At 67.1% G+C, this 11,983-nt stretch carries 13 protein-coding genes; 10 read left to right on the forward strand and 3 right to left on the reverse strand.

Annotated features, from left to right (window positions below; translation table 11 throughout):
- Nucleotides 1–45: 45 nt before the first annotated feature.
- From RS901_RS11025 to RS901_RS11055, 7 genes are all read left to right on the forward strand, one after another.
- Complete coding sequence (locus RS901_RS11025; protein ID WP_316148817.1) at nucleotides 46–459, forward strand: hypothetical protein; 414 nt, start codon at nucleotides 46–48, stop codon at nucleotides 457–459.
- A gap of 58 nt (nucleotides 460–517) precedes the next feature.
- A complete protein-coding gene (locus RS901_RS11030) occupies nucleotides 518–1,888 on the forward strand; it encodes an OmpA family protein (RefSeq protein WP_316153471.1) in 1,371 nt (456 codons plus the stop codon).
- Nucleotides 1,888–2,652: a lytic transglycosylase domain-containing protein gene (locus RS901_RS11035; RefSeq protein WP_316148818.1), complete on the forward strand. Its 765-nt coding sequence runs from the start codon at nucleotides 1,888–1,890 to the stop codon at nucleotides 2,650–2,652. The genes RS901_RS11030 and RS901_RS11035 overlap by 1 nt, the downstream gene beginning before the upstream one ends.
- Complete coding sequence (locus tag RS901_RS11040; RefSeq protein ID WP_316148819.1) at nucleotides 2,649–2,990, forward strand: hypothetical protein; 342 nt, start codon at nucleotides 2,649–2,651, stop codon at nucleotides 2,988–2,990. The genes RS901_RS11035 and RS901_RS11040 overlap by 4 nt, the downstream gene beginning before the upstream one ends.
- A 64-nt stretch (nucleotides 2,991–3,054) precedes the next feature.
- On the forward strand, nucleotides 3,055–3,861 hold the full coding sequence (locus RS901_RS11045) for a hypothetical protein (RefSeq protein WP_316148820.1): 807 nt from the start codon (nucleotides 3,055–3,057) through the stop codon (nucleotides 3,859–3,861).
- Between the two features lie 173 nt (nucleotides 3,862–4,034).
- Entirely contained in the window at nucleotides 4,035–5,648 is a 1,614-nt protein-coding gene (locus tag RS901_RS11050) for a FapA family protein (protein ID WP_316148821.1), read from the forward strand.
- Nucleotides 5,649–5,903: 255 nt separating this feature from the next.
- The gene (locus RS901_RS11055; protein WP_316148822.1) at nucleotides 5,904–6,059 is read left to right on the forward strand and encodes a hypothetical protein; all 156 of its coding nucleotides are present in this window, start codon (nucleotides 5,904–5,906) and stop codon (nucleotides 6,057–6,059) included.
- Nucleotides 6,060–6,122: 63 nt separating this feature from the next.
- Here RS901_RS11055 and RS901_RS11060 read toward each other — a convergent pair whose 3' ends face one another.
- Complete coding sequence (locus tag RS901_RS11060) at nucleotides 6,123–7,235, reverse strand: CapA family protein (protein ID WP_316148823.1); 1,113 nt, start codon at nucleotides 7,233–7,235, stop codon at nucleotides 6,123–6,125.
- A 241-nt stretch (nucleotides 7,236–7,476) separates the two neighbouring features.
- Between RS901_RS11060 and RS901_RS11065 the strand changes: the two genes are divergently transcribed.
- Nucleotides 7,477–8,865, forward strand: a complete 1,389-nt coding sequence (locus tag RS901_RS11065; RefSeq protein ID WP_316148824.1) for an FAD-binding oxidoreductase — start codon at nucleotides 7,477–7,479, stop codon at nucleotides 8,863–8,865.
- Between the two features lie 130 nt (nucleotides 8,866–8,995).
- Entirely contained in the window at nucleotides 8,996–9,913 is a 918-nt protein-coding gene (ppk2, locus tag RS901_RS11070; RefSeq protein ID WP_316148826.1) for a polyphosphate kinase 2, read from the forward strand.
- A 643-nt stretch (nucleotides 9,914–10,556) separates the two neighbouring features.
- Here the strand turns inward: ppk2 and RS901_RS11075 are convergent.
- Together RS901_RS11075 and RS901_RS11080 are read right to left on the reverse strand one after the other, a co-directional pair.
- Nucleotides 10,557–10,883, reverse strand: a complete 327-nt coding sequence (locus RS901_RS11075) for a hypothetical protein (RefSeq protein WP_316148827.1) — start codon at nucleotides 10,881–10,883, stop codon at nucleotides 10,557–10,559.
- Nucleotides 10,880–11,368, reverse strand: a complete 489-nt coding sequence (locus tag RS901_RS11080) for a thioesterase domain-containing protein (RefSeq protein ID WP_316148828.1) — start codon at nucleotides 11,366–11,368, stop codon at nucleotides 10,880–10,882. Before RS901_RS11080 ends, RS901_RS11075 begins: the two co-directional genes overlap by 4 nt.
- Nucleotides 11,369–11,479: 111 nt before the next feature.
- On the opposite strand from RS901_RS11080, the gene RS901_RS11085 reads away from it, so the two are divergent.
- Entirely contained in the window at nucleotides 11,480–11,899 is a 420-nt protein-coding gene (locus RS901_RS11085; protein ID WP_316148829.1) for a hypothetical protein, read from the forward strand.
- Nucleotides 11,900–11,983 lie beyond the last annotated feature (84 nt).

Below are 11,983 nucleotides of genomic sequence, written 5' to 3' on the forward strand. Positions count from 1 at the left end.
ACAAGGTCGACAAAATTGCCGAAGCGGGGTTGTTTGGCGTTGCTGTTGTTGTGTAACCTCGGGTTCGTGCCGCAGCAGGCGCTGGCGGCGATGGAGGTGTCGCGCTCCGAAGGCGTGCAGATCATCACCACGCGGCGAGCGCAGCCGGCCGCAGGCAGCGCCGTGCCGGCGTCCGCGCCGCAGGCGTCGGCGCCGTCCGGACGCGGTAACGCGCCGGACCTGGCGCAGGCCGCCGTTGCGGGCGCCGCGCAAGCGGCGATTCCGAGCGTGGCGGCCAGCGATGAGCGCGAGCTGGTCAAGCGTGCGCTGGCCGAAGAGCAGCGCGGCATGAACGAGGCGATCGCAAACTACGCGCGCGCCAGCAAGGCCGGCGCCAGCCCGGAAACGCTGGCGCCGCTGGAGCGCGAAGTCCGCGCGCGGCTGCAGAAGATCGACATGCTGATGCGCGCCCCGCATTGAGGCGCGCACCGTACAGGCCGGCATTACAAAAAGAAGAAGGGGAAGTACCTTGAAGGGAATGACGTTTGGACTGACGACCCGCAAGGCCGCCATCGGCCTGGGCGTCGTGGCCTTGCTGGCCATGGCCGGCTGCAAGAAGAAGCCCGAGGACAGCGCCGCTGCGCAAGGCGACGCGCAGTCCGCGCCTGCGGCGGCATCGGCCCAGCCCGCGGCATCGGCGCCGGCAACGCCTGCGCAAACCAATGTTGCCGGCCTGTGGTCCGGCGCGTTCGTGGTCAACCGCGACAAGGAAGACCGCTCGTGGTATCCGCTGCTCAATGAGATTCCGGACCATGCCGGCTTTATGCGCAACGGCAGCCGGCAGGAGCTGGTGATTGCGCTGGCGCAGGCCTCCTCCGTCGACGTGCTGCGCTTCCGCGGCCTGTCCGATGCCGGGGCGCGCAGCAATGCGCGCCATGCCCGCGTCGAAGCCTCCACCGGCGGCACGCAAGGCCCCTGGACCGTGATCTACGATGCGGACCTGCCGGGGCAGGACGGCTACGATACCCGCGTGCCGCTGGCCCAGCCCGTCAAGGCCGGGGCCCTGCGCCTGACGCTTACCGGCAACCGCTGGTCGGGCGACCAGGACGAGGGCCAGATCGGCCTGCAGCAGTTCATGGCCTACGGCAAGCCCGAGGCCGCGGCCGACAAGGTGCGCCAGGTGGGCGGCATCTACCAGTTCCCGGTGGAGTTCGGTTCGTCCGGCTACGTGCTGCTTCACCAGGACGGCGCGGCGGTGGAAGGTTGCTATGTGGAAGGCGACTACAGCAACAAGCAGATGAAGATCACGCAGGTGCTGGGAACGATTTCCGGCGGGCTGGAAAACGGAGCCCTGCTGGCCTTCCGGCGCACCACCGAGGGCGCGCCGGAGAAGGGCGCCATGGCATTCAGCCCGGACGGCAGCCATGCCTACGCCGCGCTGGTGAAGGGCGATGCCCGCACCTTCGACAGCGTGCGCGAAGCCGGCGGCTGGCGCCTGGCGGACCAGGCGCCGCCGTGCTTCCCGAAGGCCGAGGCCACCCCTGATCCCATCGGCCAGGCGCTGGAAGGCGCGGGCCGCGTGCAACTCTACGGCGTCAACTTCGAAACCGATTCCGACGTGCTGAGCGCGGCGGCCCGGCCCCTGCTGGACCGTGCCGCCAAGGCGGTGCTGGCGCATCCGGACTGGCGCCTGCGCGTCGAGGGGCATACCGACAGCACCGGTGGCGACGCGCGCAACCATCCGCTGTCCGAACGCCGCGCCACCGCCGTCAGGCGCTACCTGGAAAGCGCCGGCGTTCCCGCCGACCGGCTCGATGCCAAGGGCTATGGCGCCACCCATCCGCTGATGCCCAACGACACGCCGTTCGGCCGCGCGCAGAACCGCCGCGTGGAGCTGGCCAAGCAGTGATGCCAGCGCTTGTGGCCGCGCCGGCGCGCGGTGTGGTGGCGGCAATGCTGCTGGCGGGCGCGGTGCCGGCCGGCGCCGAGATCGTCATGCATGCCGACCGCGGCAGCGGCGTGACCTTCCTTACGTCGCGCAGCGCCGGGACGGCAGAAGTGGCGCCTGCTGCGGCGCTCGCCGCGTTGCCGGCCCGGGCGTTTATCGGGCTGCCAACGCAGCCGGTGGCAAAGGCTGCGGTCGTCACGGCCAAGTCCCCACCCTCTGAGCTGGTTGCCCTCGCGCACAGCGCTGCGCAGGCCGCGGCAGTGGACCCACATCTGCTGATGGCCATGGTGGAGGTGGAGTCAGGCTGGAACCCGCAAGCCACCTCCGTCAAGGGTGCCATCGGCCTGACGCAGCTGATGCCGGCCACGGCACGCATGCTGGGCGTGACCGATGCCTATGATCCGGCCCAGAACCTGCAGGCCGGTGCGTCCTACCTTGGCGGCCTGCTGTCGCGCTTCAACGGCGACACCAGCCTGGCCCTGGCGGCCTACAACGCGGGCGAAGCCGCGGTGCTGCGCCACGGGTCGCGCATCCCTCCGTTTGCCGAGACCCAGGCCTACGTGCCACAGGTGCTGGGCCGCTACGCGCGCTTGCGCGGCGGCCAGGACGACAGCGCCGCGGCGCCCTTGCGCCAGCCGGCGGTGCCGGTGCAGCGAGGCGGCCTGGTCATTGTCTCGTTCCAGAAAACCCCCGCCTCCGTGGTGAAGAAAAAGGAGAAGTCATGAAGTCGTACTGCATTCCGCGTGCCTGCCTGCCGGTCATGCTGGCGCTGGCCGTTGCCGGCTGTGGCAAGGAAGACGGGCGCTCCGCCGCCGCCAGCGATGCCTTGCCGAAAGCCTGCCAGGAAGCCGAAGCCGCGCAACGCGCCTGCACCGAGAACATGGCGGCCAAGCTCGAGAAGTCGGGGCAGGCCGCGGCCGCCCAGACCCTGCGCGACGGGCTGCCCGGCGAGCTGGAATCTATCCGCACGCGCTGGGCCGGCGTTTCCGACAAGGATGGCCTGGCGCAGTCCTGTGCGACGGTGCGCGACAGCTTCCGCGACATGCCGCAATGCAAGGACTGACGCCGGCCCGCCGCAACGACAGCGTGACGGTGCTTTGCTGAACTGACTAATGGAGAGGCGACAGATGCCGAAGAATTCCGACCGCGCCACCGCGCGTCAATCCCTGGACCGCCGCACGGCGCTTGGCGCAAGCCTGGCCCTGGCTGCCCTGCTGCTGCCGGCAGCCGCTGCGGCCGGCGTCTGCGATGCGCCGTGGATGCATGACGGCGGCGAGATCCGCATGACCATGCAGGGCGGTGCGCCGGGCACGGCGACCATGTCCGTGTCCGGCGTGCGCAAGTCGGGCAAGGGCCAGTGCAATGCCAATATCAGCGTGGTGTCGAATGTGGCCGCGGCCGGCTCGGCCAACGAGACGCGGCTGGACTACACCATGGCGGTGATCGAAGACCGCCTGAGCATCTCGCGCGGCGGCGCGCCGGGCAAGGTCGAGGGCAAGAGCGCCGCCGGCACGGTATCGGGCATGCTCGACAGCAGCGCGGTCGGCACTCTGGCCTACGGCGGCGTCATTGAAGCGGAAGGGCAGCGGCTGCCGGGCGAGTCGCAGACCGTGCGCATGGACCTGCAGATGACCGCCGCCGGCCAGAGCGCCGGCCAGGCCAAGATCCCGTCCGCCAAGGTCACCATCGGCGGCAAGGTCGTCGGCAAGCGCGCGACCATCCCCACCCGCCTTGGCCAGAAATCCTGCTGGCCGGTCCGCTACGAGCGCAGCACGGCCATGGCGCCGGTCACGGTGGCGGGCCACACCGTGTCGGTGCCGCCGGCGACCGCCAGCGTCACGGACTGGTACTGCCCCGACATGGGCCTGGTCATGAAGCAGGAGGTTGTGCAGAACGGCCAGACCGGCACCATCGAGGTGGTTTCGGTCAGATAACCCGGGCATCGTCCGGATCGTCCCCCAGGCTTGTCCGCGAAGGCGATGGCAGCCCCACCGACGCGGGGTGCTGTGCGCTAAAGTTCTCCGCGCGGCTGCCGTTGGTTATGGATCGATAACAAGCGGAGCGCCGGCACCCGCCGCGCGGCTCCACAAGACGATTCAGGGGACGCATGACGCATGAGTCGGGTTTGCGCCTGGAACTGGCCGAGCCAGGCGAGCAGGTGCATGCGCGCTACACGCCGCAGCCAGGCAGGCTGCCGCCGGACCAGGCCAGCCTGCGCCAATGCCTGGACAGCCTGGGCTGGGCCGGGGCGCGGCTGGATGCGCGCGCGGTGGCGCAGTTCCTGGCGCAATGCCAGCGGGCCGAGCATGAGATCGATGCCACCATCGGTGCGCTGATCGACGGCGCCTTCGAGCTCGACATCACCGCCGACGGCCTGGCCGTGCGGCTGACGCTGCTGCCAGCCGAAGGCGGCCGCCCGGTCAGCGCGGAGGACATCCGCCGCGCCGTGGCCGAACGCGGCGTGGTGGCGCCGATCCAGACCCTGGCACTGGACGCCGCGCTGGCCGAAGGCAGTTGCGAGCTGCGCACCATTGCCGCCGGCGCCGCGCCGCGCCAGGGTGAGCCGGCGCGCTTCATCAACCTGCTCGAACCGCGCAAGCCGGCGCAGCCTGATGACGAGGCCGGCAAGGTCGACCTGCGCGACCTGGGCAACCTGCTCCTGGTCAGCCCCGGCACGCCGCTGATGCGGCGCGTCCCGGCGGTGCATGGCAATGATGGCATCGACGTATTCGGCAAGCCCGTCGCCGCCGATCCGGTCGATGATCCGCTCTTTGCCGAAGGCCTGACCGGCGCTGCCGCCGATGCCGACGATCCGGAGCTGCTGCGCGCGGTGATTGCAGGATCGCCGGTGGTTGGCGTGCACGGCATCTCGGTCAGCCCCGTGGTGCAGGTGGAATCGGTCGACCTGCACTCAGGCAACGTGGCGTTCGACGGCACGCTGCGCGTGTCGGGCGATATCCGCACCGGCATGTCGGTCAACGTCAGCGGCGACGTGGTGGTCGAGGGCACCATCGAAGCCGCCAGTGTCGAGGCCGGCGGCAATGTCATCGTCAAGGGCGGCATCATCGGCAAGGCCGACACCGGCCGTGCCGAAGGCGGCATCAGCCGCGCCAGCGTGCGCTGCAAGGGCGCGGTGAAGGCGCGCTTTATCGAGAACGCCGTGGTCGAGGCCGGCACCGACGTCAACGTCGAAAGCGGCATCCGGCAGAGCGACGTTGCTGCCGGCGAGCGCATCGTGGTGGGCGGCACGGGCGCGCAGGGCAGCATCAGCGGCGGCCGCAGCCGTGCCTTGCTGGCGGTGCGCGCCGCGGTGCTGGGCGCACCGGCCGGCACCGCCACCAGCATCCAGGTCGGCCTGAATCCTTTTGCCGACGCACAGCGCGCCGCGCTGGAAGCCGAGCGCCGCCGCATGCTGGCAGAGCAGAACAAGGTCAAGCAGCTGGTGGACTTCTTTGCCAAGCATCCCGAGAAAGCCGTGGGCGACCTGCGCGAGAAGGCGCGCGCGACACTGTTCAAGCTGTCGCGCGATCTGTTCGAGCTGGAGGCACGCCTGACCGAGCTGGGGCAGCAGATGCAGCCGGCCGCCGATGCCGTGATCGACGCCGCGCGCCGCATCCATGGCGGCGTCACGCTGCAGGTAGGCAGCCGCGTGCTCAAAGTGATGGAAGACAAGCCTGGCGGCCAGATCCGCCTGGTCGACGACCGCATTGTCGTCAGCTGAGCGCGCGCTGTTATCCGCGGGGATTTGTACTATGCTGCAGTTATGTCCTGGGGTGCCGCAGGATGGGCGAGAGAGCTAGAGTCGGGCAGTGAATGAAGAAGCGGATCAGCACTCTGCGGAAGCGTTACACGGAACCAACTCACGTGGCACTGGAATAACCGGAAGGCCAGCCATCAAGGCTGGCCTTTCTGCTTTCTGTGACGGCTGCCAGGCGAACTACACTGAAGGTGCAACCATTACCCAAAGGAGGTTGCTATGGCTGCCACCTTGATTACCGCGCTGGTCCTGATCGCCCTTGTTGCGTGCGCCGCATTTGTCATCTGGATGTTGCGGGAAAAGAATCCGACGCTGCTGCAGCAGCAGGAGCAGTCGGTGCGTACATGGTTTGACCACATGATCCATCGCCACTGACGCCTGGCGAATCGCTTTCATGCAGCCCGCCGCAACGGCGGGCGTTTTTTTGTGGACTGGGGCTCATGCCGCCCACAAACGCAGTTCATGCAAGCCGCTGCGCTCCACCCGGGTGCCGAGTGCCCGTCCCTCGTCTTCAAACATGGCCTGCAGCCACGCCATATCCACTTCGCGCGCATAGGCCAGCCGGAAATGGCTGCGCCGCAACGGCACCAGCCGCAGGTCGGCACTGCCGCCGGCATCGAAGCTGACGAAGGCCATCAGCGCCAGGTCCGGCCGGTAAGCGTCGTAGCCACCGATGCCTTCGTAGTCGTTGATGAAATCGCCGCAGCCATACAGGATCGGCTTGCCGGCATGCAGCTCAATTCCCAGCGGATGATGCGAGGAATGCCCGTGCACGATGTCGATTTCGCCGCTTTCCACCAACGCGCGGGCGAAGGCGCGTTGCGCGGGGTCGATGTGGTAGCCCCAGTTCGGGCCCCAGTGGATCGATACCACCACGACGTCGCCGGCACGCCTGAATTTGCGCACCTGTGCGGCAATGCGTTCGCGCGAGGCAACGGACCAGTCTTCCAGCAGGTTCACGCCGGAATGCCCGGCGCTGGCACGCCAGGCCGCCGGGGTGCCGGCATTTTCCATGGCGAGGGCCAGCACCACCACGCGGCCGCCGCCGGGCAGCGGCAGCAGTGCGGCGTGCGCTGCGCTCGCCTCGTCGGGGCCGGCGCCGGCATGCGCGATATGCGCGCCGTCGAGCGCTGCCAGCGTATCCGTCAGGCCCGCGCGGCCCCAGTCCATCACATGGTTGTTGGCCAGCACCGCGCAGTCGATGCCGGCGGCCTGCAGGCAGGCGACATTGCCCGGATGCATGCGATAGTGCACCGCCTTGCCGGGCCAGGCGTCGTCGCTGGTGGTGACGGCGGTTTCCAGGTTGACGATGCGCGGCCGCGCAGCGCGGCTTTCCAGTTCCGCCAGGGCATCGCCCCAGGGATATTCCGGCGCGGCGGGGCGCGCGATCGGGCCGGCCTTGTGCTCGGCCAGGCGCACGTAGTCGAGCGCGGAATGCACATACGATTCATGCAGCAGCGGCTGGCTGGGATGCGCGAGGATCTGGTCGATGCCGCGCCCGGTCATCACGTCGCCGCACAGGAACAGGGGAGGGTGGCTGGCTGTGTTCATGGCGCAGACGGACGGCGCGAGGGCGCCGTGCGCTGTTCATTCATGATAGGCCGGCAGGGTGGCGGGGCGGCATGATCGCGTCGCGGCACTTGCCAGGGAGATTGTGCGCGTGGGGCCAGAGCCCCATTTACATTCGGGTGGTGCCTGCCTTAAATGATGTAGTCATCGGTCCTCGTGGCCATTTCCCTGCACCCAGACGCCGCGCGCCGTCCGATGTTTCCAACCCATCGGGAGGCACACTATGGCCCAGCCATCGCAGGAACACATTGAGGCACTCAAGGCGCAGTTGCGCGGGCGCCTGCTGCAGCCGGACGACAGCGACTACGACGAAGCGCGCCGCATCTGGAACGCGATGATCGACCGCCGTCCGCCACTGATCGTGCAGGCCGCGGGCGCTGCCGACGTGATCGCCGCGGTCAACTTCGCGCGCGACCATGGCGTGCTGCTGTCGATACGCGGCGGCGGCCACAATATCGGCGGGCTGGCGATCTGCGAGGACGGCATGGTGCTGGACCTGTCGCAGATGAAATCCGTGCGGATCGATCCCCGCGCGCAACGTGGCTTCGTGGAGCCTGGCGCCACGCTGCGCGATTTCGACCATGAGGCGCAGGCCTTTGGCCTCGCCACGCCGCTGGGCATCAACTCCACCACCGGCGTGGCCGGGCTGACGCTCGGCGGCGGCTTCGGCTGGCTCAGCCGCAAGTTCGGCACCACCGTTGACAACCTGGTGTCGGCACAGGTAGTGACTGCCGACGGCAAGCTGGTGCGCGCCAGCGCCGACGAGAACGCCGACCTGTTCTGGGCGCTGCGCGGCGGCGGCGGCAACTTCGGCGTGGTGACGATGTTCGAGTTCCGGCTGCACCCGGTCGGCCCCGAGGTCTATGGCGGGCTGATCGTCTATCCGCTGGAGCAGGCCGCCGCGGTGCTGCCGGCCTACCGTGAACTGTTCAAGTCGATGCCGGACGAGCTGACCGTCTGGGTGGTGCTGCGCCAGGCGCCGCCGCTGCCGTTCCTGCCGCCCGAGGCGCACGGCAAGCCGATCGCGGCACTGGCGATCTGCTATATCGGCCCGCCTGACAAAGGCCCCGAACTGGTCGAGCCGTTGCGCAAGCTCGGCACGCCCTATGGCGAGCATGTCGGTCCCATGCCGCTTACGGCATGGCAGCAGGCGTTCGATCCATTGCTGACGCCGGGCGCTCGCAACTACTGGAAATCGCACAACTTCGCCGGCCTGGACGATGGCCTGATCACGATGCTGATCGAGCAGATCGGCAAGCTGCCCTCGCCCCAATGCGAGGTCTTTATCGGCGCCATGGGCGGGCAGACCAACCGCGTCGCGCCCGATGCCACCGCCTACGCCAGCCGCGATGCCAACTTCATCATGAACCTGCACGGGCGCTGGGACGCGCCCGCTGACGACGACAAGTGCATCAGCTGGGCCCGTGAAGTGTTCCGCGCGGCAGCGCCCTTCGCGCTGGGCAGCGTCTATGTGAACTTCCTGACGCAGGAAGAAACCGACCGCATTGGCGCGGCCTACGGGCCCAACTACGACCGGCTGGTCGAGGTGAAGCGGCGCTACGATCCGGGCAACCTGTTCCGCCACAACCACAACATCAATCCAGCGGCGTAACTGGCGTAACCTGCAGGGACAGTCAGGAAAACGGGGCAGGGCGGGTGGCCTGCCCCGTTTTCACGCGGCTGCAATGCTGGCATGCGAGTATCGCCGCGACCGCGTTGTATCCACAGGGAGAGCAGATCAGATGAGACCGGGCGAAGCAGAATTGGTGCGGCGCATCCACAACGAGGTGGCCGACTACTACGACGAAGAGATCGAACTGGAACTGGACGACCGCGAAGCCAGCGAGGCCTTCGGCGATCCGGTGCACCTGGACGACGAGGCCGGGCAGGACAGCCGCCGGCACTATTTCCGCGAGCTGTTCCGCCTGCAGGGCGAACTGGTGCGGCTGCAGAGCTGGGTGGCCGCCACCGGGCACAAGATCGTCATCATCTTCGAAGGACGCGACGCCGCTGGCAAGGGCGGCGTGATCAAGCGCATCACGCAGCGCCTGAACCCGCGCGTCTGCCGCGTGGCGGCGCTGCCCGCGCCCAACGACCGCGAACGCACCCAGTGGTACTTCCAGCGCTACGTGGCGCACTTGCCCGCCGCCGGCGAGATCGTGCTGTTCGACCGCAGCTGGTACAACCGCGCCGGCGTCGAGCGCGTGATGGGCTTCTGCTCCGACGACCAGTACGAAGAGTTCTTCCGCTCCGTGCCCGAGTTCGAAAAGATGCTGGTGCGCTCCGGCATCCAGGTGATCAAGTACTGGTTCTCGATCACGCACGACGAACAGCGTCTGCGCTTCCTGAGCCGCATCCACGATCCGCTCAAGCAGTGGAAGCTGAGCCCGATGGACCTGGAATCGCAGCGCCGCTGGGAGGACTACACCAAGGCCAAGGAAATCATGCTCGAGCGCACGCATATTGCCGAGGCGCCATGGTGGGTGGTGCAGGCCGACGATAAGAAGCGTGCGCGGCTGAACTGCATCCATCACCTGCTGAGCCAGGTCCCGTATGCGGAGGTGGAGGTGCCCAGCGTGGTGCTGCCGGGGCGCGAACGGCATGAGGACTATGTGCGGCAACCGGTGCCGAAGGAGATGATCGTGCCGGATGTGTATTGAGGGAACAGACCCTAGGGTTTGCACGGGGTGCGCCATCGTCCCCCTGCGGTAGACGGCTACCTATAATGAAAACAGCCACCTGTAAATCCAAGGGTGGCCGTTATCGTGGAACTGTTAGTTTTTTGGGCGGCCATGCTTGCTGCCTACCTCCTGATGAAGCGTGCCGGCTGCTTCAGCCAGCCGGTGCTTTATCCCGACTTCGATCATCCCTTCCGCTACTGGTGGGCGCAACGGTTGGGGCGCCCGCTGCCACCGCCGGCTTTGCCGGATCACAGACAACAAAAAACCCGGAGAGCGTGACGCTGTCCGGGTTTGTTTGTGTGGGCGATGCCCTGGAATTCTAAGAGGGGAATTGGAAACAAGCTGTAGAAGCGCATGATGTGGCAATTTTCGGCTGGCTGACGCCGATTCATACGCCCACTCATACCCCAAAATTCTCACGTGCCCCATTTTTCCACAGGCAGGGTGTCGTCGCACCAGCCGCAGGCCGGCGAAGAAAAGCCCCTGGCCGGGGTGGTCAGAGGCCTGAGCCTGAAGTTGTAGAGGCTGGCTCGCGGTTCCACCCAGTCGCAGTATTGGCCACGGTCCAGCGGCGCACATCCCTGCTATCGGAGGGCGGGCGGCCCGCCCCCCATCGCGATCCCTACGGCAAGTGCCCTGCAATCCAGCGCGCCACAAAGAACACGCATCCACCGAACAGCGCGAAGCCAATGCCGTAGGAGGCGAAGATGCGCCAGCGGGCAGCGGATCGCCGAACAATCGCCACGATCACCAGGACCAGCCCAGTCAGCAGCAGTAAGGCGGCCAAAAGAAGCGCCACGGCGGCATAGACAACGATGGCCCCCGTGGTCACCTGCTGGCGGGTTATCGGTGTCAGCATGGTAGCGACGGCAAAGGCGAGCCCATCCAGAGCGAGAAGCACGGTTAGGCCGTCAACGATCCGCACCAGTGTGCTTGTGCGCGCCGTCATCGAAGCCCTTCCCCCGCGACATGCTCGGCGAGGGTGACCCATCGCTTCGGGCTGTCTCGCGCCACGTGGGCATAGTAGAAATGCCCCTCCCCCTTTCCTGCAAGCATTTGCCGTCCCAGTAACGGCGCCGACTCCACCAGCTCACGCCAGGGCATTCCCGCGTAAATCGGTTCTCCGAACTGCGTCAGGTTGATGACAATGGTATTTCGGATGTTCTTGTGCCCGCGCAGGTCGGTGAGGAATGCCGCCTCAATGGGCGAGCCCACCATTACCAGGTGGTCGATTACATGGCCAGCGCGCGCATATGACCAGGCGGTTTGCGCTGCCAGCAGCGAGCCGTAGCTATAGCCGATCAGATTGAACTGTGGCGCCTCCGCTGCCATGCCGCTTGCGATCGTCCATTCACTACCGGAACTCTGCTCGATGCCATCCGCTCCGGAATGCTCGTCCGCTCGCGCGATGTTTGGCCCTGGCGGGCAAAGCATCCAATGTCAGTTCAACTATCAGGCGGGGGCTGCGCTCGGAGAGTGCATCCGGGACAACGGCATCAAATATATGCTGACGACCAACCCGCCGGCGCAACCAACGGAAAAGAAATGATGCGCGCTATCTTGCTGGCGGTAGCCGCTGCCGTATTGAGCGGCTGCGCGATTGTTGACTATGAGAAGTTCGAGGGGGCCAACCAGGCGCAGGTAGGGAGCGGCGGAACCAAGACGGTTGTCGAGGGCGTCGATATATGGAACTACGGCGCACCGCCCCGCCCGTACCGCATCCTCGGGATGGCTACCGCGACGATTGCCAACGGCCCAGCCGGCCCCAGCATGATTAGGTCCAGCATTGCCAACAAGGTCAAGGAAGCCGGCGGCAATGCGGCTATCAACGTTGACAACATCGACTCCGGTGGTGGCGCAGCTATCGGCCAATCCTTCGGCGCTGGTGGCGGATATGCAACGAGCACGGCAGTCTTGATTGGACGAATAACAGCCCGATACCTCATTGTTAGGTACGAAGACTGACCACCGCACCATGTCACCAGCCCGCCCTTCGCGGTGCCCCAATTCTGAATAACAATGGAGGTTGAAATGCGGGCTCTTGCGTGT

This window comes from Cupriavidus sp. BIC8F (assembly GCF_032465815.1).
GTDB classification, from domain to species: Bacteria; Pseudomonadota; Gammaproteobacteria; order Burkholderiales; family Burkholderiaceae; genus Cupriavidus; species Cupriavidus necator.